The organism is Novosphingobium sp. BL-S-21 (genome assembly GCF_055521655.1).
On the sequence record NZ_CM145495.1, the window covers coordinates 1,395,306 to 1,417,636 of the forward strand.

A 22,331-nucleotide genomic window follows, 5' to 3' on the forward strand; every position below is an offset into this window, starting at 1 on the left:
GAAAACCGCGAAAAACAGCCGGGCCGCACCCGGGGCGAGACCAATGCGGCGTTTTGCGCGGCAGACCGCCGCAAATGGTCCGGCACCAATGCGGAGCCGCCGAGTTGTTCCTTCGGCACGACCGGCCGGGACGGCGGGTTTGCAGGGCCGGAGGAGCGCTCGGGATCATGAAGAAAACCTATCATGGCAGCTGCCACTGCAAGGCGGTCACTTTCGAAGCGGACATCGATCTCGACCTGGGGACGGGCAAGTGCAACTGCACGTTTTGCTGGAAACAGCGCATGTGGAACGCCGGCCATCTCGCCCCCGGCGATTTCCGCCTGCTGAGCGGAGACGGGAAACTGGCGGACTACGGCAAGTCGGGCGACTGGGGCGAAGGTCATCACCGCTTCTGCTCGGTCTGCGGGATCGCGACCCACGGTCACGGCCGTATCGAGGCGATGGGCGGAGACTTCGTCACCGTGCATCTTGCCGCGCTGGATGATCTGCCGGTCGGGGACCTGGTCTCCGCCCCCCTTGCCTACATGGACGGCCTGCATGACGACTGGCAGCATCCCCCTGCCGAAACCCGGCACCTCTGACGGACATGGCAGCCTTGCCCCGCCCGCCCTGCCGCCCTCGCCCTTGCTGAATTTGCCCGAGGCATCATGACCGCCCTGCCCACCACCGATTGCGACAGCGGCCAGGCCGTGGCGCGCAAAGGCAAGACCGTCGCCCATCCGCGCTGGACGATTGCGGCGACGATGCTGGCATCCAGCCTGGCCTTCATCGACGGCTCGGTGACCAATGTCGCCCTGCCCGCCATCGGCGAGGAACTCAGCGGAGACGCCGCCAGCCTGCCCTGGGTCATCAACGCCTATCTCCTGCCGCTCTCGGCGCTGCTGCTGCTGGGCGGCGCCGCGGGCGATCATTTCGGGCGCAAGCGCGCCCTGGTGACGGGCATCGTGCTGTTCACGCTTGCCTCGATCGCTTGTGCCCTTGCCCAGGACCTGGCGATGCTGCTGGCCGCGCGCGCGGCGCAGGGCATCGGTGCGGCCATCCTCATGCCAAACAGCCTCGGCATCCTGGGCAGTTCGTTCGAGGGCGAGGCCCGGGGGCGCGCCGTCGGCACTTGGGCAGCGGCAGGCGCCATCGCCAGCGCCGTCGGCCCGCCGCTCGGCGGCTGGCTGGTGGACAGCGTCGGCTGGCGCGCGATCTTCTACCTCAACATACCAGTGGCCGCCGCGGCGATCCTGGTGGCCTGGCGCTATGTGGAGGAGAGCGAAAAAGGCCGGGAACCGCTCGACTGGACGGGCGCATTGCTGGCGACCGCCGCCCTCGGCGCGATCACCTGGGCGCTGACCTTGTGGTCCAGCCATCACGCGGCATCGACCGGAACCTGGATCGGGCTGGGGGCGGGTATCCTGCTGCTGGCCCTGTTCATCATGACGGAACGCCGCCTGGGCGAGCGCGCGATGATGCCGCTGGCCCTGTTCGCCTCCCGCCCCTTCGTGGGCCTGACCCTGCTGACCCTGCTGCTCTACGGCGCGCTGGGCGGCTTGCTGATGCTGCTGCCCTACCTGCTGATCGTCGGCGGACACTATAGCCCGACCGAGGCAGGCTTCGCGCTTCTGCCGTTCTCGATAGTGATCGGCACGGTCTCGCGCCTTGCCGGGCGCCTGACCGAGCGCATCGGCCCGCGCTGGCCGCTCACTCTTGGCCCCATCGTCACCGGCGCCGGCTTCGCCCTGATGATGCGCGCAGATCCCACGGCCAGTTACTGGACCAGCATCCTGCCCGGCATCGCCGTGATTGCGCTGGGCATGGCCGGCGCGGTGGCACCGCTGACCACTGCCGTGCTTTCCTCGGTGGACGAGCGCCATACCGGCACCGCCTCGGGCTTCAACAGCGCGATTGCCCGCACCGGCGGGCTCGTCGCCACCGCAGTGGCCGGCGCGGTCATCGCCGTCTCCGCGGCGGAACTCACTGCGGCATTCCAGGCCGCCGCAATCGTCGCAGCCGTTCTTGCAGTGGCATCGGGTCTCGTCGCCCTGTTCACACTCGAAAGCGGCACCCCGGCCGCCGCCCCCGCCGCGCCGTGAGCCACGTCTGGAGCCTTACCTTTCGACGGTCACGCGCAGATATGTCGCAGGTATCACCGTCTGCCCGGCCGTGCCCCGGTTTTCGGCCTCGAAGAGCGCCTCCAGCTCCGCCTGCAACGCGTCCCGCCGGCCGTCTCGCCCCGCCGCATCGAAAGCGTTCATGGTCGGTCCGTAGTAGTCGCGGAAGACGGCGAGGAACGCCGCAGCCGTTCCGGGATAGCGAAAGGTATAAGTCGCCCGTTCGCAGGCGATCCGCTCCGGTGCGATGCCCGCGGCACCGAAGCGTTCGCGCACGAGGTCTTCCTGGCCCCAGCTCACCGGGCTGACGAAGCCCTCGGGCGGCGCCGGCATGAAAGCGGCGCATGTCTTCAGCACCATGGCAACCAGCGTCGGATCGCCGGGTATCCAGTTGCCCATGACGATCCTTCCGCCGGGCCGGCAAACGCGAACCATCTCGGCGGCGACATCGTGCGGACGCGGCGCGAACATCGCGCCGAAGATGCTGACGACCAGATCGAAACCGGCATCGCCCAGCCCGGTCAGCGCGCTGGCGTCGCCCTCCTCGAAGCGCAAGTTCGCCAGCCCCTCCGCGCGCGCGCGGGCATTTCCAGCGGCAACGAGGTTGGAGGCAATGTCCACGCCCAGCACATGCGCGCCGCGCCGCGCCGCCGGAACCGCCGTCGTGCCGTCGCCGCAGCCAAGATCGAGCACCTCCATGCCCGGCTGGGGCGCGATCCAGTCGACCAGTTCCTCGCCGCTTTCCCGCATGGTTGCGGCAAGACGGGTGAAATCGCCTTTCTCCCACAGGGCCTTGTTCGCATTCTGCGGCTTCGCGCTATTGTCCTCCTGCATCCCAGCTCTCCACGGTCGGGCCGATCCTCGGCTTATGCGCGGAGAATATCACCTATCCCTGACGGTAAACTTCGTCTTTTCGGGGTAAGGGTGACGGGCGGCGGTGCCCGGAACGGCGCGGACCACCGTTGCATATATAGCCACGATTATGACCGTATAATCGGATCATTGGCGCATTTATCGAATTGTCCGCAAATTCATATTGCTAACTACGCCACAAAGCCGCACTCTTCGCATGGAGCCAAGAGGCCCGGGGAGAGGGAGGAATACGCCGCAAATGACAGACCTGCCGAAGCCGTCCCGCCGCGATCTGCTGGCGGGCGCCACCCTTCTGTCAGGCGCGCTCGCAGCGCCGCGCGCGCTTGCCCAGGCGGCCAGTTCGGCAACCGAGATCCTCGGCTTCTCGAAGGACACCCGCGAACCCGATCTCGTCCTTCCCCTCTGGTCGGAACGCCGGATGCCCGGAGGCCCGGTGCCGCAAGTGACGGAATCCGTGGACGACCAGTGGGACAACGCCGGCCTTCGCTACCGCGTGGCCGAGCATGTCACCCGGCCCACCCTGTCCTATTTCGCCGCCGCCAACCCGACCGGAGCGGCCGTGCTGATCGTGCCGGGCGGCGGCTATTCCCGCGTCGGTATCGACCGCGAAGGGTACGAATCCGCGCGCTGGATGAATGCGCAGGGCGTGGCGGCATTCGTGCTGCGTTACCGGCTTCCAGCGGACCGCTGGGGCGGCAAGGCGCTGGTGGCGCTTCAGGACGCGCAGCGCGCCATGCGGCTGATCCGCGCGGGCGGTCCCGGGCGGTGGAGCATCGATCCCAGGCGGGTCACCGTGATGGGCGGCTCCGCGGGCGGGCACCTCGCGCTCAGCCTCTGCGTCAAGGTCTACGACCGCACCTACCCGGTGCTGGACGAGGCCGACCACCTGCTCACCCGGCCGGATGGGGCGATCCTGCTCTATCCCGTGGTCACGCTCGGGGCCGGCACCCATGTCGGCTCGCGGCTCGCCCTGCTCGGCCCGGACCCTTCGCCCGAGGACATTGCCCAGTGGTCGTTCGACGGCAAGCTGCCGGGGATCACGCCGCCGATCTTCCTGGTCCATGCCGTGCATGACCGCGTGGTGCCGGTCGATCACGCGCTCGCGCTGTTCGCGTCCGTGCGCGCATCGGGCGGGGCGATCGACATGCACTTGTTCGAGGACGGCGCCCATGGCCTGGGCCTGCGCGCAGACCCATCCTGGCCGATTGCCCGCTGGCCCGATCTCGCACGCCAGTGGCAGGTTCGGAACGGCCTTTCCTGAGCCGCCCCGTTCAGTCCGCCCGATCGGGGGAGCGCAGTTCCGAGCGCGGCTGGCTGCGCAGCGAAAGCCAGGCCACCAGTGCCGCCAGCGGGTGCAGCATGCCCATGAGCAGAAACACCTGGTCATAGTGCCCTGACTGCGCCAGCCGTCCGACGAGCTGGGTCGAGAAGATGCCGCCCAGTCCGCTGCCCGCCGCGACGATGCCGAACACCGTGGCCACGACGCGCGTGGGGTACAGATCGACCACCAGGGTGCTCAGGTTGATCTGGAACACGAGGTGCGCGAAAGCGACGGCCGCGGCGATTGCGAAAGTCAGCGGGATGGCCGGCCCGGTCGAGATCGCCATGCCCACCGGCGCCAGCACCGCCGCCACCGCCAGGCCGATGAGCCGGCTGCGTGCCGGGTCGATCCCGCGCCGGATCAGCCTGCCGGAGAAGACACCGCCGCCGATGCTGCCAAGGTCTGCCGCCAGATAGACGATCCAGGCCGTCGCGGCGATCGTGGCCAGGTTCAGCCCGCGCTCGTCGGACAGGTATTTCGGGAACCAGAACAAGTAGAAGTACCATACCGGATCGGCCAGCATCCGCGACAGCGCAAATCCCCAGAGCGGACGTTCGCGCAGGATCGCGCGCCAGGGCGTCGGCTCGGCGGTCTCGGTGGGGCCGGCCTTGCCGCGCGGATAGATCGCCAGCCAGGCCGCGAGCCACACGAAGCCCAGCGCCCCCGTCACCACGAAAGCCGCGCGCCAGCCCTGGGTCAGGGCCAGCCAGCCGATCAGCGGCGGGGCGATCGTCGCGCCGACCATGGCGCCGGCAGTATAGGTACCGAAGGCGAAGCCCCGCTCCTGCGGCGGAAAGTGCTCGGAAATCGCTTTCGGCCCGGCGGTGTAGTTGCCCGCCTCGCCAAGCCCCAGCATGGCGCGCGCGCCGCCCAGCGCTCCGGCGCTGCGGACCAGACCCGTCGCCATGTTGGCCAGCGACCACCAGCCCACGAACAGCGCCAGTGCCAGCCGCGTCCCCAGTCGGTCGGTGAGCCAGCCCGCAAGCAGGTAGGCGATGGTATAGGCGATCAGGAAGAACTGGACGACCTGGGCATAGCCGATATCGTCCATGCCAAGGTCTTTCTGAACCATCGGCGCAAGGATCGAGAGCGTCTGTCGGTCCACGTAGTTGAGAACCGTGGAAGCGAAGAGCAGCGCCAGTATCGCCCAGCGCATGCGGCCGGGCGCGGCGGGGGCAGCGGTCTCGGCCCCCGCGCTCGGCGCGGGCGCGGCCGAAGCGGAGGCGGCCTGAACGGGTGAGGCCATGTCAGCCTCCGATCTCGGGCGCGGCCTCGCGAAGCGCCGCGACGAGCGGCTCGGTAGCGGCTTCCGGAATCCACCCCGACAAAGCCAGGCCCGCATGGGCCGGATCGCCGGTGGAAACCGCCACGACATGATGATCGCGCTCGTCGGCAACGTGAACGCGGGCGTAGCCCAGCTCGCGCACTTCGGCGAGCTTGGCGATCAATTGCTCGATCCCATCCGGGAACATCGGAATCTCGCGGTCCCGGTAGATATCGCGCACTTCGTCGTCGTCGTGCTCGGACAGGAGAACGATGCCGATGCCGCTGGTCGTCGCGGGCAGCAGGCCGATGCGCCCCAGCCCCGCCGAGGCCTCGATGCCCGGCGGCGCGTGGAACAGATAGCTCACGCTGTCTCCCCACAGCACGCCCAGCGCCACGGTGTGGCCGAAGCGGCGCAGCCCCTCCAGGACCGGCAGTGCGCGGCGGATCAGGCCGGAGGCGAAGAGGCTCTGCGCCGCCAGGACGTGCATGCCCGCACCGGCGGTATATTTGCGATTGGCGGTCTGCCGCGCGATGCCCAGGTAGGCCAGCGTCTTGAGCAGGCGATTGATCTTGGTGGGATCGGCATCCAGCCGCCGCGCCAGTTCGCGGCAACCGACCGGCTCCGGCGATGTCGCAAGCGCCTGGAGCGTGGCAATGCCATCGATCAGGCTCTGGTTCGGCTGGGCATTGAGTTTAGCGCGCACAACATGGTCCTATGCACCAAGGTTCGATCGTTGCCAATCGGAGCGCCGTCACGCGACGTGCTCCGCCAGCTCATGGAATTTCGCATTGGGCCGCACGCCAAGGCCCGGCCCGGTCGGCAGGCGATAACCATCCGGTCCATGGGCCATATCGGTATCGAGCACCGCCAGGTTCCGTTCGAAAACGGAGTGCTGCCATTCATGCTTCCACAAGCCCGGCAGGGTGGCGGAGGCATGGAGGCTGGCCGCCAGGAAAATGCCGGCACCGATGGTGGCATGAGGCGCCACCGCCACGCCGTGGGCCTCGGCCAAGGCAGCGATGCGCAGGAACTGCGTCAGGCCGGTGTGCCCCATCTCCGGCTGGACATAGGCGATCGGGCCGAACGCTAGGCGATTGGCGAATTCATAGGCGGTGTACCACTCCTCGCCGGCCGCCACCGGAACCGGGCTCTCCGCCGCCAGCCGCGCCAGCCCCGGCATGTCCTCGGGCTTGAGCGGAGCCTCCACGAAGCCCGGGCGCAGCGGTGCGAGCCGGGCGATCAGGGCGCGCACCTCTTCGGGCGAGAATTTCCAGTGCAGGTCGATCAGCACTTCCGCATCGGGGCCGAGCGCGCCGCGCAGGGCGGCCATTTCCTCGACCACGCCTTCGTGGCTGACGACGGCGGCGAATTTGAACGCCGTCATTCCCCGCGATTGCCAGTCGCGGGCCAGGGCGACCCGCTCGTCCAGCGTGGCGGCGGGCAGGCCCGAAAGGTAGCTGGGGATCGCGCCATGCACGGCCGGCCCGATCAGTTCGCGCACGGAAAGTCCGCGGCGCTTGCCGGTCAGATCCCACAAGGCAATGTCGATCGCCGCCAGCGCGTCGCCGTGAAAACCGCCCGTGCATCCGCGCACGCGCATGAGATCGTAGAGGCGATCCCACGTTTCGGCCGGGTCTGAAACCACGCCGTCCATGAGCACGGGTGCAAGCAGATCGTTGACGATCTCGCATGTCGCGCGCGGCGCGCAGATGCCGTAGGTTTCCCCCCAGCCCACATTGCCTTCGTCGTCTGTCACGCGCACGACGATGGAGCGATCCACCGTCGGGTAGATCGTCCCATTGCCCTTCCGCACCAGGTAGCCGCGCGCGTTGACCCGCTCCCCCGGTCCCAGTGGCCCGAGATAGGGCGTGTCGCGGGGGACCGTGACGATGAAGGTGTCGACCGCCGCGATCCGCATCGTCACGCTGCTCCTTGCACCATGCCGGGCGGCAGCAGATCGCCAAGGCGCGCCAGCAAGGCATCGAGTTCCAGGCGGTCGTAGCGATCGAGTTCCGGGCCGGGCGCGCGAACGTAAGTACTGTCGATCAGACCGCGGCGCTGGAGTACCGCCTTTGTCAGACGCCAGCGGAAATTCGCCTGCATGCTGAGCAGGGGCAAGGTCCGCTCGAACAGATCGCGCGCGTCCTGCTCGCGCCCTTCGTCGAACGCGGCCAGCATGCGAACGTGGAGTTCGGTCACTTCGCAGGCGGGCATCGTCCCGCGCGCGCCGCGCACGAGTTCGTCGATCACGTAGCGCGCACCGGCACCGCCGAACACGGCGTCTAGCGAGCCGCCGGCCAGTTCGCTGAGGCGGGTGATGCGCTGCCCCGAAGGCGCGGCCTCTTCCTTGACATAGCGGATGCCCGGAACCTCGTGCGCCAGTTGCGCGACTTGCTCCAGCGGCATGCCTATCCCCATTGGCGGCGGCGCGTTCTGCACCATGATCGCAATTCCCGAACCCGCATGGGCCGCCTCGAAGAAGCGCTTCATCCCTTCAAAATCGGCAGCGTAGGCCTTGGGCGTCAGGATCATGGCCGCCTGCGCGCCGGCCCGGGCGCCGGCTTCGGCATAAGCGATCGCCTCGTCCGTATTTTCAGTGCTGCCCCCCACCACGAAGGGAATGCGGCCATCCAGCCATTCGCCGATCCGCGCTGTCAGGTGCAGGCGTTCGTCACGGTCCAGCATGTCGTATTCGCTGGCAAGGCCGGGGAAGACCACGCCCTGCGCACCGGCTTCGACGATATAGTCGAGCACGCGGCGTGTGCCGGCCTCGTCGATGGCGCCGCTTTCCGTGAAGATCGTCGGCAGGATCGGCAGGACCCCCTTCAGTTCGATCACATAACCCTCCCGATGTTTCTGTTGCTATATGTGCGGTACACCCACTCATTTATAGATGTCAATGCGCTTGCACGACTAGTAATGTTGCTTTATTAGCGATTCCAGAGACAGGGCGGTCACACGACCGAAAACCTGCCGACAACGAAGAAAATGGAGGGGTGAACGATGAAGGAGCATGTGATTCGCAGCCTGCTGGCGTCGAGCGCGCTGGTTTCGGCAGCCTGCTGCACACCGGCATTCGCGCAGGCGCAAACGAGCGGTGAAGCCGCCGCACCGGCCACCGGTTCCAATCCGCCGATTTCCGACGAGGCTGCGCAGGAAATCATCGTTACCGGCATTCGCCAGAGCCTGGGCGCAGCGCGCGATCTCAAGCGCGATTCCATGCAGTTCGTCGATGCCATCGTGGCCGACGACATCGGCAAGCTGCCCGACCGCAACGTGGCGGAATCGCTGGCCCGCGTCTCCGGCGTCCAGGTGGACCGGGGCATCGGCGAAGGCTCCAACATTTCCGTGCGCGGCCTGCGCCAGAACGTCTATCTGTTCAACGGCCGCGAGATCTTCGACGCCACCGGCCGCGGCGGCACCGGGCTGGACCAGCTGGGCAGCTCCACTTACGGCCTGCTCGCGCTGGTGCCTTCCGAACTGATCTCCCGCCTGCAAGTCACCAAGCTGGCCGGCTCGGACGAGATCGCCGGCGCGCTGGGCGGTATTGTCGATATCGAGACGCGCATGCCGCTGGACGGGCCGAACCAGATCGCCGCCCGCGGCGGCATCAGCTACGACGACCTCACCGAAAAGCCGAGCTACGAGATGTTCGGCCTGGCCTCGCACAAGTTCGCGGACGACACGCTGGGCGTCCTCGTCTCCGCCTCCTACGGCCGCCGCCGCCTTTCGCAGCAGGGCCTCGACACGTTTGCAGGCTATACCCGCTTCACCGATGCAGCCGGCGCCACGCACTTCGGGCTTTCCGATGCGCGGCCCGAGGAAATCGACGAGACGCGCAGCAAGTTCGGCCTCGACGGCGTGATCCAGTGGCGCCCCTCGCCGGGCATCGAACTGACGCTGGACAGCTTCTATTCCAAGCTGGTTTCCGACCGCGAACGCTACTGGCTCTCGTTCAACCCGTTGGTGGGCCTCACCAATGCGACGTATTCGCCGGACAACGTGCTGATCTCCGGCCGGTCCACCGCGCCGGTCCTGACCAACACCGAATATGCCAAGACCAAGGCCGATACCTGGTCCACCGCGCTGCACGGCGACTTCGAGGTGACGGACACGATCCACACCAGCGCCGAAGTCTCGTACAACCGCTCCACCTCCAGCTACGACCAGAGCTACTTGCGCCTGCAGCCGGTTGCCGGGATCACGCCGACGATCGACTTCGATCTCTCCAGCGGCGACCTGGGCGCCTATTCGATCAACGGCATCGACCTGACCGATCCTGCCCAGCTTCGCTTCACGATCCTGTTCGACAACCTCTACCGCGCCCGCACCGAGGCCACGGCGCTGCGCAACGACTGGGACTTCAAGCTGGGCGACGGCTTCCTCGACAAGCTGCGCGTCGGCGCGCGCTACCAGCGGCTCGACACCCGCGCCAACCCTTCGCTGGCAGACATTCGCCCGGCCGGCGGCATCCCGGCGACCCAGCTGGGCGATTACGTCCGCCTGCGCTCCAATCCGGACTTTGCCAGCGGCGACTTCGCCGGCCTGCCGCGATCCTATCTCGTCGCCACCGACCTCATCACGGGCGGATGCAGCAGCTGGACGGACTTCCCGCAAGTCTCCCAGGCCGCCGCCTGCCTCAACCCGACCGCCACGACGACGTCGCAGGCCGGGACTTACGAGATCAAGGAGAACTTCTACGAAGGCTACGGCAAGCTGGAATTCGCCACCCAGGGCGGATTCAGCCTGAGCGGCAACATCGGCCTGCGCTATCTGCATCGGGGGCTGACCTCGATCGGCAACCTGATCAGCAGCACCGGCGCGGCCACGCCCACCACGTTCCGCCGCAGCGACAACGAATGGCTGCCTTCCGCAACCGTGAAGGCCGACATCGCCGACGGGCTGGTGCTGCGCCTGGGCGCAGCCAAAGTCCTGGCCTTCCCCAATACCGCGGACCTCAACAACGGCCTGACCCTGTTCAACACGGCGGTCTTCGTGGACGGGGTGCAGATCACGCCCGGCACCGGCAACGGCGGCGCGCCGGACCTCGATCCCTACAAGGCCTACCAGTTCGACGGATCGCTGGAATACTACTTCGGCCGCCAGGCGATGGCCTCGCTAGGTCTGTTCTACAAGGACGTCTCGACCTTCATCGTCTCGGAACAGAGCGCGGAAGTCTACGGCGGCGTGAACTACCTCATCAACCGCCGCGTCAACGGCGACGGCGCCAAAGTGAAGGGACTGGAGGCACTGGTGCAGTTGCCGTTCTACTTCCTGCCGGATCCGTTCGACGGCTTCGGCCTGATGGCGACGTACTCCTACATCGACTCCACCACACCGATCCGCGACGTGGTGGGGCGCACCCTGGCCTTCCCGGGACTTTCCAAGAACAACGTCAATCTCGTGGGCTATTACGAGAAGGGGCCGGTCAGCCTGCGCGTCGCCTACAACTGGCGCGATGCCTACCTCGTCAGCCTCTCGGCTGCCGGAACCGGCATCTACAACGACAATTACACCGACCTTTCGGCGACGTTCCGGTACGACATCACGCCCAGCGTCTCGCTCAACCTGGAGGCCAACAACATCCTCAACGAGCACCAGCGCACGTATGACGGCACGCAGGACGCCTTGCGCACCAACCTGTTCTTCGGGCGTATGTACAAGGCCAGCGTCAGCATGAAGTTCTGACGGACGCGAACGGCCGGAAGGGAAGCGGAGTGGAAGAAAGCGAACTGAACGGCCGGGTAGCGCTCGTCACCGGCGCGGCCAGCGGGATCGGCGCGGCGATTGCCCGGCGGTTCCGCGCCGCGGGAGCCAGGGTTGCGGGGATGGACCTGCAACCCGCGAAAGAGGCCGACCTGCCGCTGCTGGCGGACTTGCGCTCCGATGCGGCCGTGGCAGCGGCCGTGCAGCGCATGGAGGAGCAGCTCGGCCGGGCGGATATCCTCGTTCACGCGGCTGCGGCATTGGTTCCGGGCGGCGCCCTGGATACCGATCCTGCCGCTTATGCCGATATCTACGACGTCAACGTCATCGGCGCCGTGCGGCTGCTGCGCGGTGTCGTTCCCGGCATGCGCGACCGGCGCAAGGGATCGGTGCTCCTGCTTTCCTCGATCAACGCGCGCTTCGCCACGCCCAGCCTTGCCGCTTATGCCGCATCCAAGGCCGCACTCGAAAGCCTCACGCGCACAGTCGCGCTGGAGCTTGCGCCCGAAGGCATCCGCGTCAACGCCATTGCCCCGGCCTCGATCGACACCCCGCTCCTGCGCAGTTCGTTCGAAAGCCAGACGGACCCGATCCGGGCGCGCGAAGACAATGTTTTGCGCCACCCGCTCGGGCGGCTGGGCATGGCCGAGGACGTGGCCGAACTGGCCCTGTTCCTGGCCTCCGACCGCGCCGGATGGATCACCGGCGCCATACACCCCATCGATGGAGGCGCCGGTGTCACACGCCGCTAAGACCGAATCCGAAGCCGATATCGTCGGCATAAACTGGGGAAGCACCAACTTCCGCGCCTATCGCATCGCGCCGGATGGTTCCGCGATCGACGAATATGCCGCGCCCACCGGCGTCGCCGCGCTGGGCCGTGACGGCATGGTGGAGGCCGTGGCCGGGCTGGTGGCGCGCTGGCCGGACCATGGGCCGATCTATGCATCCGGGATGATCGGATCCAACATCGGCTGGGCCGAGGCCCCTTACGCACTGGCACCTGCCGGACTGGGCGAAGTCGCTTCCGCCTGCGTGCCGGTCGAGATCGGCGGCACGCCGCTGCGGATCGTTCCCGGCATTGCCTGTCGCCGGGCCTTCGACGACGCGCCCGACGTGATGCGCGGCGAGGAAGTGGAGCTTCTGGGACTTCTCGCCATGGGGCAGGCGCAGGGGATCGCCGCCCTGCCCGGCACCCATACCAAGTGGGTGCGGATCGAGGACGGCCGCATCGCGGACTTCTTCACCGCCATGTCGGGGGAAATCTTCGACCGCCTCACTCTCCAGGGCCTGCTCGCCTCGGTCGTCGAGGGCGAGGCGGTGGAAGGCGATGCCTTCCACGCGGGCGTTGCGGCCGGAAAGTCGCGGAGCCCCGGTCTTGCCACCCAACTTTTCGGCGTGCGCGCAAAAGTGGTTCGCGGCGACCTCCAGCGCAGCGAGAGCGCGTCCTACTTGCGCGGACTGCTGATCGGCTCGGAGTTGGCGGACGCGCTGGATGTCAGCGCGGACTTCGGCAAGGCACAGATCCCCTTGATCGGCAACGGCCCGCTGTCGCGTCTCTACGCGGCCGCGCTGGCGTCGATCGGGCTGGAATCCCGCTTCATCCCCTCGGGCGAGGCCTGCCTGAAAGGATTTCGCGCCATCCATGATGCGCGGAACGGAGATTGATAGCCAGAGGGGCTGCGGAACACGCTGCGCCCAATCGGCTGGGGCATTCACCGCCAAGGCATCTGAATGCCGCGGCGTATACCTGCCGTGCCAATGGCCAGCCCGCGGGGCCGGCCAGGCACTCAGGTCAAACCGGATAGCGCCGGTGCTGCGTCAGTCGGCCAGGGCCAGCTTGGCGGCAGGCGCAGTCGATGCATCCGCGCGGCGGGTTTCGATCTGGCTGCGAATGTCGGCCACGACGGCGGCGCGGCAGTCCTGAGCCTTGCGCTCGGCGGCGAGGTGAACGCTGGCCATCTTTTCACCGCATACCGTGCGCGCGGCCTGGTCCATGCGAATGGCAAGGCGCTGCTGCCCGTCTGCCGTGGCGAGATCGAGACCCTTGATTTCGAGAACCGTCTGGTCCTTCGCGAACGGATTTTCGCCGGTAGCTGCAGTGGCCGACGTGGCAAAAGCCAGCGACGCCAGCGCAAGAACGCCAATCTTCATCATCTTCTCCCAAGCAGACACAAGGAGTCACACGGTGGCGACCACCGCACTCATAGCGCCCGATCAAAGAAATGACAATCGATCAGCTCATTTATTCACTCCAACCGGCGAAATTTGTTCAGCGTATTACTAGCACTGCTAGTTCAGTAATACTTCCAAGCATTCCGATCGGCAGTTTAACCTGCCGGGTATCCCTGCCGTCCCTTTCCGCCCCGAGGGTGGTGACGGCAATGTTCCGCGCACCGGGCGCCGACCAGGCCCGCACCGTCTCGACCGGAAGCAGCACTTTCCACGAGCGCCGGCCTTCCGCCTCTACCGGATGCCCGTTGATCAGGACTTGCGCCTGCGGATCGCTGCGTGCGCCCGAGACGAGCAGGCAGTCCGCATCCGCGCAGGAAACCAGTTTCGCGCCGGGGTGCTGGGCAGCCTGAGCCGAAGGCGCGCAAGTCATGGCGGCCGCCAGAACCCCGGGAGCCAGAACCCCGAGAGCCAGTCCGCCGAGAGGCCTGCGCCGCCCGGCCCGAACCTCTGCGGCGCGATGGGGAAAACGCCGCCTCATCGGCTGGTCCGGCGCTGCGCGTTACCGCCTGCAGCGCCCCGGATCGCCCCGGCCCGCGCCTCCATGCCTTCGCGAAGGAACCGCAGGACCGCCGAAGCGGCGATGCGCAGCGGGCCTGCCTGCCGGGAGTGCTTGCTGGGAAGATCGTTCCTGACGCTCATCTACCGCCTTCACCTTGTGTCTGGTGAAAAGACTGCAGTGCCGGAGGTCATCACGGCAGGGGTAAAATCCCGATGCCGCCCATAGATCGGATCTATGATCGAGGCTGGGCGCGCAGACGGCGAAACACTTCGTCGATGAACAACTGGGTCGCCGTGTCGCGTTCCGGCTCGGAGCGGGCGAGCAGGAAGATGTCGTAAGCCGGTTCGATATCCGCATGGAGCAGCGGCCAGAGCGCGCCCCGCTCCACTTCCGCGCGCACGGCAGGCATCGGCAGGAAACCCATGCCCACCCCGCACAGGATCAGTCGCCGCGCCTCGTTCATGTCGTCGGCCAGGCCGGTCACCCGCGTGCCCAGCCTGTAGCGGCGGCGCAGATGCGTGATGACTTCGATCTCGTCACTGCCCATGAGCACGAAAGCCTCGTGCTCCAGTTCGCGCGGCTGAGTGATGCGGTAACCGAACAGCGGATGATTGCGGGCGCAATAGAGTTGCTGGCGTTCGACGAACAGCGGCTCGTAGACCAGGCTGCCGCGCACGCTGTTGTCGTAGCCGATGCCCACTTCCACCTCACCCGCCTCCAGCGCCTCCAGCACCTGCCGCCAGGCGGAGACGCGGATTTCGATGCGGATGTCCGGATTGCGCCGGTGGAAGCTCGCGATCGCTTCGTCGAATTCGGGAGAGACGATGGCGGACACGATCTGGATCCGCACCACCCCCTCGACCCGCCTGGTGGCCTGGGCCACCTGGTGCGGCATCATCCGCGCCGATTCGAGCATGTCCTCGCACAGGATCATCATCGCCTTGCCGGCGGCGGTCATCTCCACGCCATTGGCGGAGCGATGCAGCAAGGTGGCGCCGACATGGTCTTCCAGCCGCTTGAGCGCCGCGCTGACGCTGGGCTGCTGCTTGCCAAGCTGCCGCGCCGCCGCGCCGATTCCCCCTGCCCGCACGATATCGACGAAAGTGCGCATCAGGTTCCAGTCCACCCGGCTGGCGAACTTCCTGTCAGTCAACGGCGTAGGTTCGCTCATGCGTCATCTGTCCCATCGGCGCCGGTACCGCAGCGATCGAACAGAACCGGACGGATCGGCCAACCGGAAGCGGAAGCGAACGCAGTCCGGCCGCTCCCGACGCTATCTATCTGTTCTTCTTCAATTCCGACTTCGGCCACCAGGTCAGCGTATGCTCGTCATGCGCTGTCGTCCACACGCCTGACTGCGTAAAGCGCAGCGCGCCGCTGCCGGCCGGCTTGCCAAAGCGCGATTCCACGGCGCCGGTGCCGGCATCGATGGTCGCAAACACCTGGTCGTCCGTGGTGCGCAGCCAGATCCTGCCGCTGCCAGCGTCGATATCGCCCCACTTGAGGTTCTCCCCGACTTTCGTGCGGCCGGTGACCGTCACGGTCTGGGGATCGATGCGGGCCAGCGTGCCATCGCCTTGTTCCTGGACCCAGACCGCCCCCTCGCCCGCAACCAGGAAGCCCGGTTCCGCACCGAGCGGAGCGCGCCCGGTGACGGTGTTTGTGGCCGGATCGATGCGCTGGACCGAGCGCTCTGCCGCGCTGACCGCCCAGACCGCATCGAAGCCGAACGCAAGGTACCAGGTCCCGCGATCGACCTTAACCGAGGCAATGACCTGATTGGTCGCCGGATCGATGCGCGAGACGGCGCCCTTATCATCGCTGGCCACCCAGATCGAGCCGGCGCCGGCAACGACGTTCAGCTCGCCCTGCGGATTGGCGATGCCCGTGGGGATCGTCGCGAGCACTTTGGCCGAACGGATATCGATGCGCTTAACGGCCAGTTCCTGGCAGTCCGCCAGCCAGAGCGAGCCATAAGCCACCGTCATCGCCCCGCAGGCGCGGCTCACCGGCACTTCCGCGAGCTTGCCCTTGCGGGACCACTGCTCCACTCTGGTGCGGTTGGTGGTCCAGACCGTCTTGCCGTCCACCGCCAGGAAGTCCGCGAAGCCCGGCACGGCGATGACCTGCTCCGCATGGGCCTGGCCAATGCCTGCCACCGCGGCACCGGCCACGGCAGCGCCGGTCAGAGCCGCCATCGAAATCCACTTGCGCATGCTACCCCCCCATTTGCTCGTACCGGTGTTTGCTCGTACCGGTGCTTGCTCGTACCGGCTTGTGTCGAGCCGCCCGCTCAGGCAGCGCGTGCCACGAAGGCGCGCCAGCCGCCCAGGCTGGTGATGTCCTCGGCGCCGTCCAGGGCGCGGGGCTCGGCCACGAAGCCCTTCACGCTGCTGCCGTCGGCCAGGGTAACGGTGCCGATGGCCAGCGGCGCCGGGACGTCGACGACGAAGCTCCCGAATTCGGCGACACCCAGTTCGTAGACTTCCACCTTGATCGGTGCGCCATCCGCGCTGTGGACGAGCGCGGGCTTGGGCGGCACGCTGTCCGCCATGGCGTAGAGCCGGTAGTTGGGCGCGGTCTCGAAAGCCCCCACGAATTCGGCATCGCGCGAGGTGAGCTGCCAGTGCAGCGGCATGTCCTTGAGATGGGCGCCGACGACGGCAAGCTTAACGGTCTGCATCTTTCCCTCCAGATCGAGTGGTGGCGTTGACGGAAGCGCGGCGGCCGAAAGATAGGCATCGGCAGCATCGAACAGGGCACGGTCGCTGTCGGCAGGGCCGATCAGGGTGATCCCGAAGCCGGTGGCATTGGCGCGGATCCCGGCGGGCACGGCCAGCGCGGCCATGTCCAGCAGGTTCACGAAATTGGTGTAGAGCCCGAGGTTGCTGTTGAGCGCCACCGGCGCCGCCAGCATCTCGGCCACGCGGTACGTGGTGCCGGTGGTGGGGAAGGCCAGCATGTCCAGCTGGTTCCACAGGAGATCGGCATGGCGCTTGAGATCGGCCATGCGGTAGATCCCGTTCCACAGCTCGGTAGCGGCGATAGCCGCACCCGGCTCCACCACCGTGCGGACGGTGGGGTCCACGGCGAGCGGGTTGGAGGCCAGGATCCCGGCCATGGCCGCCGTGCGCTCGGCAACCCAGGGGCCGCCGTAAAGGAGTTGCGCTGCCTCCAGCAAGGGCGCGAGGTCGATCTCGACGATTTCGCCCAGCGCGGCGAGGTGGGCCAGGGCCTGGTCGTAGAGATACTCGGATTCGCCGTCGCCGAACCACACGCGCTGCTCGCGCCGCGGAACGCCGATGCGGCGCAGGGCGAGCGGGCGGTCGGCCAGTGGCTTGGAGTAAGGATCGGCCGGGTCGAAGCCTGCCACCACCCCGTCCACCAGCCGCGCATCGGCCGTGCTGTCAGTGAAGACGGTGATGCAGTCGATGGAACGGCAGGCGGGCACCAGCCCGCGCGTGCTCCAGCGGCCCTTGGTGGGCTTGAAGCCGATCAGGTGGTTGAAGGCGGCCGGCACGCGGCCGGACCCGGCCGTATCGGTGCCGAGCGCGAAGGCGACCAGTCCCGCCGCCACCGCGATCGAGGAACCGGAACTCGATCCGCCGCTGACATAGGCTAGGTTCGAGGCATTGCGCGGAATGCCGTAAGGGCTGCGCGTTCCATTGAGGCCGGTGGCGAACTGGTCGAGGTTGGTCTTGCCCAGGCAGATCGCCCCGGCCGCCAGCAGGCGCGCGACCACATCGGCATCGCTCTCGGGCTCGTAGGCGAAAGCGGGACAGGCCGCCGTCGTCTCCAGCCCGGAAACGTCGATATTGTCCTTCACCGCGAAGGGGACGCCCGCCAGCGGCAGGTCTTCCCCGGCCGTGACGCGGGCATCCACGGCGCGGGCGGCAGCCAGGACATCCTCACGGCTGGCCCGGCTGATCCAGATCTGCGGCTGCACCGCGTCGTAGGCCTCTATGCGCGCCAAGGCATCCTGCGCCACGGCGAGCGCCGAGGTCGCCCCGCCCCGAACGGCGGCGGCGATGTCCTGCACGCCGAGACGGCCGGCTGCGGTTGCGGCTGCGGTCGCGGTTGCGGCGGTGATGGCGGGCCCGCTCATGCGCTGCGCCTCAAGGCCAGCATCGGCGCGCCGGGCTGAAGCGACTGCCCTTCGCGCATGTAGAGTGCCGCCACCGTTCCCGCGCCGGGGCTTTCGACCGGACATTCCATTTTCATCGCCTCGATCACGGCGATCCTGTCGCCTGCCTCAACTCTGTCACCCGCTGCCACGAGCAGCCGGGTGACGCTGCCGCCGTAAGGCGCCTCCACGAGGTCCGCGCCGTCGGGCGGGACGATCGCGGCTTCCACCGGAACTTCCACTTCGGCGGCCGCTTCCGCCTGGTCGAATTCACCCCGGCGCTGCCAGTCCTCGCGCTCATCGTCGAAGGCGGCCTGCCTGCGGGCCTCGAATTCGGCGATCCCTTCCGCATTGTCCGCCAGGAAGGCGCGGTAGTCGGCCAGCCGGAACTCGGAAGGCTCGATCGTGATCGACCGGCGCCCGGCAGGAAACTCGCGGCGCCATTCGGCGAGTTCCTCGGCGCTGACGGGATAGAAGCGGATCTGGTCGAAGAAGCGCAGCAGCCAGGGCTTGCCCTCGGTGAAGGCATCGGTCTGGCGGTAGGTGTTCCAGACCTGGGTGGTGCGTCCGAACAGCTGGTAGCCGCCCGGCCCCTCCATGCCGTAGATGCACATGTAGGCGCCGCCGATGCCCACCACGTTGGGCGGCGTCCAGGTCCGGGCGGGATTGTACTTGGTGGTGACCAGCCGGTGGCGCGGATCGACCGGCGTGGCGACGGGTGCGCCCAGATAGACGTCTCCCAGCCCCATGACGAGGTAGTTGGCCTCGAAGATCAGGTTCTCCACCGAGGCCTGGTCGGGCATGCCGTTGATGCGGCGGATGAACTCGATGTTGTCCGGGCACCAGGGCGCATCGTCGCGCACGGTGGCCATGTACTTCTCGATGGTCTCGATCGTCGCCGGATCGCGCCAGCTCAGCGGCAGGTGGACGACGCGCGAGGGGATCGTGAAATCCTCCAGGTCGCCCAGCCGCTCCTCCGCCGCGATCAGCGTGGCGAGTGCCGCGCGCTGGTCCATCGCGGCACCGTCGAAATGGAGCTGGAGCGAGCGGATGCCCGGCACGATGTCGATGATGCCGGGAAGCGCCAGGCGCTCCAGTTCCGTCATCAGGGCATGAACGCGGATGCGCAGTTCGATGTCGAGCACGATCGGGCCGTATTCGACCAGGATGTTGCGATCGCCCTGCTGGCGATAGACGGTGCGCGGACGGCCCGGACCCTCGGGAATCTCGCCGAGGATGGGGGAGAGCGTCTCCACCGGCCGCTCCGGGGAAGCGGCGGGCACGGCGCCCGTCGCCACGAGGTCGCGCTGCATCGCATCCGCCGCCGCCGCATCGTCGATGGTGACGGGGGCGAAGCGCAGCTTGTCGCCCGGCGCGAGCTGGCCGATCTTCCAGCGGTCGGCCGCGATCACCACGAAGGGACAGACGAACCCGCCGAGCGAGGGACCGTCCGGACCGAGGATGATCGGCATGTCGCCGGTGAAGTCCACCGCGCCGATCGCGTAGGGATTGTCGTGGATGTTGGAGGGGTGAAGCCCCGCCTCCCCGCCGTCGGTGCGCGCCCAGCGGGGTTTCGGGCCGATCAGGCGCACGCCGGTGCGGTTGGAGTTGTAGTGGACCTTCCACTCGGCGGCGAGGAAGGTTTCGACGTCCTCACCCGTGAAGAAATCCGGCGCGCCGTGCGGGCCGTAGAGCACCCGCAGCGTCCATTCGCTGCCGATCTCGGGCAGCGGCACCGAAGGGAGCGCGGCGCCGACATCGTCGCTGCCCAGGTGCAGCGTGTCTCCCGCCAGTAGGCGGCGCGCGGCATGGCCGCCGAACTGGCCAAGCTCGAACGTGCTGCGGCTGCCCAGATAGGGCGCGATGTCCAGACCCCCGGCGAAGAGGATATATCCGCGCAGGCCCGCCGTGGAGGCGCGGCCGAGCGCCAGCGTCTGGCCCGCGGCCACATCGACCGGCACGCCGCGCGCCACCGGCTTGCCGTCCAGCGTGGCGCCGAAATCCGCGCCGGTCAGGCAGATGCGGGCCGGTGCGACGAAGGACAGCGTCGGCCCGGTGACCGTGGCTTCCAGCCCGGCAGTGCCTTCGGGATTGCCGAGCAGCCGGTTGCCGAGGCGGAAGGACTGGTCGTCCATCGGCCCCGACGGGGGGACGCCCACGGCCCAGAACTTCTGCCGGCCCGGCCAGTCCTGCACCGTGGTCGCGGTGCCGCCGCTGACCACGCGGAACGCGCGCGGCTGGTAGGCGATCGTGTCGAGCACACGGGTCGAGACTTCGCCGCTGACGAAGGGCGCCGAACGCACCACTTCGCGCAGCCAGCGCAAGTTGGTTTCCATGCCGTCGGCGCGGCTGCCGTCCAGCGCCCGCTGCGCGGCTTCCACCGCCTCGGTGCGGCTTGGCGCGTGAACGATCAGCTTGGCCAGCATCGGGTCGTACCAGGCGCTGACCGTGCTTCCGGCCGTGCACCAGGTCTCGGTGCGGATGTCGGCGGGAAACTCAAGACACGTCAGCGTGCCCGAAGTGGGCCGATAGTCCAGCGAGGGATCCTCGGCATAGAGCCGCATCTGCACGGCATGGCCCTGCGGCACCGGCGTGCCGGCGTCGAGGAAGGCATAGTCGCCGCCAGCGCCGCGCACCATCCACTCCACCAGGTCGATGCCCATGACCGCCTCGGTCACGCCGTGCTCCACCTGGAGGCGGGTGTTCATCTCCAGGAAGAAGAACTGCTCCCGGTCGGCGTCGTAGAGATATTCCACGGTACCGGCCGAGCGATAGGCCGCGGCTTCGCCCAGGCGGATGGCCGAGGCGATCAGCTCGGCGCGAACATGCTGGGGTAGCAGCGGTGCCGGGGCTTCCTCGACCACTTTCTGGTTGCGGCGCTGCAACGAGCAGTCGCGTTCGCCCAGTGCCATGACGCGCCCCTGCCCGTCCCCGAAGAGCTGGACCTCGATGTGGCGTGCGCGGCGGATGTAGCGTTCCAGGAAGACGCTGGCATCGCCGAAATTGCTGAGTCCCTGCCGCGCGACCGCGTCGAAAGCCTCGCGCAGGGCCGCTTCGTCCTCGCAGACGCGCATGCCGATGCCGCCGCCCCCGGCCGTGGCCTTGAGCATGACCGGGTAGCCGATCTGCGCAGCAGCCTCCACGGCCTCTTCCTCGCCCGTCAGCAGGCCGGTGCCCGGTGCCAGCGGCACTTCGTGTGCTGCCGCCAGCGCGCGGGCGCTGTGCTTGAGGCCGAAAGTGCGGATGTTCTGCGTGGTCGGGCCGATGAACACGATCCCCGCCGCGGCGCAGGCCTCGGCGAATTCCACGTTCTCCGCCAGGAAGCCGTAGCCCGGATGGATCGCCCCTGCCCCGGTCCGCCTGGCGGCGTCGAGGATCGCCGGGATGTTCAGGTAGCTTTCCGAGGGCTTGGCCCCGCCGATGCAGACGGCCTCGTCCGCCATGGTGACGTGGCTGGAACCCTCGTCCGCTTCCGAGTAGACGGCGACAGAACGAAGGCCCATGCCGCGCAGGGTGCGGATGATGCGGGTGGCGATCGCGCCCCGGTTGGCGATCAGGACCGTATCGAAGCTCATGCGGCGACGATCATGCGAACGGGCGTAGGGTTGAAGCCGTTGCAGGGGTTGTTGACCTGCGGGCAGTTGGACACGACCACGATCACGTCCATTTCCGCCCGCAAGTCAACGGTCAGGCCCGGCGCGGAAATTCCGTCGACGATGCCCAGCGACCCGTCCGGCTTTACCGGTACGTTCATGAAGAAGTTGATATTGGAGACGATGTCCCGCTTGCCCCGGCCTTCGGTGAGGTTGGCTTCCAGGAAATTCTCGACACAGGCATGCTCGGCCTTGGTGTGGTGGCCGTAGCGCAGTGTGTTGGATTCGCAGGAACAGGCCCCGCCGATGGTGTCGTGGTACTCCACCGAGGTGGCGGCGATGGTCATCAGCGCGTTGCCCTCGTTGGAAAGCAGGCGGGTACCCTCGCGCAGGAAGAGATTGCCCTGCGCGGCCACGGTGTCCTGCGCGCTGTAGCGCTCGGCATCGTCGGCGGCGGCATAGAGCAGGAAGTCGACGGCCTGGTTGCCTTCAAGGTCGACGATGCGCAGCGTCTGCCCGGCCTGGACATGGTGCAGCCAGGGCGCGCGGGCGGGGACGGTCACGTCGTGGATCACGGCGCCCGAAAGGCCGGCGAGGTGGGGGTCGGCGGTCATG

Annotated in this window: 19 protein-coding genes; 6 read left to right on the forward strand and 13 right to left on the reverse strand. The window is 67.8% G+C overall.

Annotated elements, in window-relative coordinates; genetic code table 11:
- The first annotated feature begins 167 nt into the window (after positions 1–167).
- Positions 168–581: a GFA family protein gene (locus ACZ1J6_RS05525; protein ID WP_431567160.1), complete on the forward strand. Its 414-nt coding sequence runs from the start codon at positions 168–170 to the stop codon at positions 579–581.
- Positions 582–647: 66 nt separating this feature from the next.
- Positions 648–2,081: an MFS transporter gene (locus tag ACZ1J6_RS05530; protein WP_431567159.1), complete on the forward strand. Its 1,434-nt coding sequence runs from the start codon at positions 648–650 to the stop codon at positions 2,079–2,081.
- Between the two features lie 15 nt (positions 2,082–2,096).
- On the opposite strand, the gene ACZ1J6_RS05535 is transcribed toward ACZ1J6_RS05530, so the two are convergent.
- The gene (locus ACZ1J6_RS05535) at positions 2,097–2,933 is read right to left on the reverse strand and encodes a class I SAM-dependent methyltransferase (protein ID WP_431567158.1); all 837 of its coding nucleotides are present in this window, start codon (positions 2,931–2,933) and stop codon (positions 2,097–2,099) included.
- A gap of 277 nt (positions 2,934–3,210) precedes the next feature.
- Between ACZ1J6_RS05535 and ACZ1J6_RS05540 the strand changes: the two genes are divergently transcribed.
- On the forward strand, positions 3,211–4,233 hold the full coding sequence (locus ACZ1J6_RS05540) for an alpha/beta hydrolase (protein WP_431567157.1): 1,023 nt from the start codon (positions 3,211–3,213) through the stop codon (positions 4,231–4,233).
- Between the two features lie 10 nt (positions 4,234–4,243).
- On the opposite strand, the gene ACZ1J6_RS05545 is transcribed toward ACZ1J6_RS05540, so the two are convergent.
- Genes ACZ1J6_RS05545 through ACZ1J6_RS05560 form a run of 4 tightly spaced genes read right to left on the reverse strand, consistent with a single transcriptional unit; the run spans position 4,244 to position 8,398 of the window.
- On the reverse strand, positions 4,244–5,539 hold the full coding sequence (locus ACZ1J6_RS05545) for an MFS transporter (RefSeq protein ID WP_431567156.1): 1,296 nt from the start codon (positions 5,537–5,539) through the stop codon (positions 4,244–4,246).
- 1 nt (position 5,540) lies between these two features.
- Entirely contained in the window at positions 5,541–6,263 is a 723-nt protein-coding gene (locus tag ACZ1J6_RS05550; protein ID WP_134095688.1) for an IclR family transcriptional regulator, read from the reverse strand.
- Between the two features lie 48 nt (positions 6,264–6,311).
- Positions 6,312–7,478, reverse strand: coding sequence for a mandelate racemase/muconate lactonizing enzyme family protein (locus ACZ1J6_RS05555; RefSeq protein WP_431567203.1), 1,167 nt, complete (start codon positions 7,476–7,478; stop codon positions 6,312–6,314).
- A gap of 2 nt (positions 7,479–7,480) precedes the next feature.
- Positions 7,481–8,398, reverse strand: a complete 918-nt coding sequence (locus ACZ1J6_RS05560) for a dihydrodipicolinate synthase family protein (RefSeq protein WP_431567155.1) — start codon at positions 8,396–8,398, stop codon at positions 7,481–7,483.
- 165 nt (positions 8,399–8,563) lie between these two features.
- On the opposite strand from ACZ1J6_RS05560, the gene ACZ1J6_RS05565 reads away from it, so the two are divergent.
- The 3 genes from ACZ1J6_RS05565 to ACZ1J6_RS05575 are packed head-to-tail and all read left to right on the forward strand — an operon-like array spanning position 8,564 to position 12,934.
- Positions 8,564–11,248, forward strand: a complete 2,685-nt coding sequence (locus ACZ1J6_RS05565; protein WP_431567154.1) for a TonB-dependent receptor — start codon at positions 8,564–8,566, stop codon at positions 11,246–11,248.
- 29 nt (positions 11,249–11,277) lie between these two features.
- Positions 11,278–12,018, forward strand: coding sequence for an SDR family NAD(P)-dependent oxidoreductase (locus ACZ1J6_RS05570; RefSeq protein WP_431567153.1), 741 nt, complete (start codon positions 11,278–11,280; stop codon positions 12,016–12,018).
- Positions 12,002–12,934 (forward strand): 2-dehydro-3-deoxygalactonokinase, encoded by a 933-nt coding sequence (locus tag ACZ1J6_RS05575; protein WP_465127070.1) that lies wholly within the window; start codon positions 12,002–12,004, stop codon positions 12,932–12,934. Before ACZ1J6_RS05570 ends, ACZ1J6_RS05575 begins: the two co-directional genes overlap by 17 nt.
- A 153-nt stretch (positions 12,935–13,087) precedes the next feature.
- Here ACZ1J6_RS05575 and ACZ1J6_RS05580 read toward each other — a convergent pair whose 3' ends face one another.
- The 8 genes from ACZ1J6_RS05580 to ACZ1J6_RS05615 form a co-directional block, all read right to left on the reverse strand.
- Positions 13,088–13,420 (reverse strand): UrcA family protein, encoded by a 333-nt coding sequence (locus ACZ1J6_RS05580; RefSeq protein WP_132266055.1) that lies wholly within the window; start codon positions 13,418–13,420, stop codon positions 13,088–13,090.
- A 118-nt stretch (positions 13,421–13,538) separates the two neighbouring features.
- The gene (locus tag ACZ1J6_RS05585) at positions 13,539–13,871 is read right to left on the reverse strand and encodes a hypothetical protein (protein WP_431567151.1); all 333 of its coding nucleotides are present in this window, start codon (positions 13,869–13,871) and stop codon (positions 13,539–13,541) included.
- Positions 13,872–13,975: 104 nt separating this feature from the next.
- On the reverse strand, positions 13,976–14,140 hold the full coding sequence (locus tag ACZ1J6_RS05590; protein WP_166675341.1) for a hypothetical protein: 165 nt from the start codon (positions 14,138–14,140) through the stop codon (positions 13,976–13,978).
- Between the two features lie 92 nt (positions 14,141–14,232).
- A complete protein-coding gene (locus ACZ1J6_RS05595) occupies positions 14,233–15,171 on the reverse strand; it encodes a LysR family transcriptional regulator (protein WP_132266057.1) in 939 nt (312 codons plus the stop codon).
- 106 nt (positions 15,172–15,277) lie between these two features.
- The gene (locus ACZ1J6_RS05600) at positions 15,278–16,216 is read right to left on the reverse strand and encodes a Vgb family protein (RefSeq protein WP_431567150.1); all 939 of its coding nucleotides are present in this window, start codon (positions 16,214–16,216) and stop codon (positions 15,278–15,280) included.
- Positions 16,217–16,293: 77 nt separating this feature from the next.
- On the reverse strand, positions 16,294–18,105 hold the full coding sequence (atzF, locus tag ACZ1J6_RS05605) for an allophanate hydrolase (protein WP_431567149.1): 1,812 nt from the start codon (positions 18,103–18,105) through the stop codon (positions 16,294–16,296).
- Positions 18,102–21,698 carry an urea carboxylase gene (uca, locus tag ACZ1J6_RS05610; protein WP_431567148.1) on the reverse strand — a complete coding sequence of 1,199 codons (3,597 nt, stop codon included), beginning with the start codon at positions 21,696–21,698 and terminating at the stop codon, positions 18,102–18,104. The genes atzF and uca overlap by 4 nt, the downstream gene beginning before the upstream one ends.
- Positions 21,695–22,330 carry an urea amidolyase associated protein UAAP2 gene (locus ACZ1J6_RS05615; RefSeq protein ID WP_465127071.1) on the reverse strand — a complete coding sequence of 212 codons (636 nt, stop codon included), beginning with the start codon at positions 22,328–22,330 and terminating at the stop codon, positions 21,695–21,697. Before ACZ1J6_RS05615 ends, uca begins: the two co-directional genes overlap by 4 nt.
- Position 22,331: the final 1 nt, after the last annotated feature.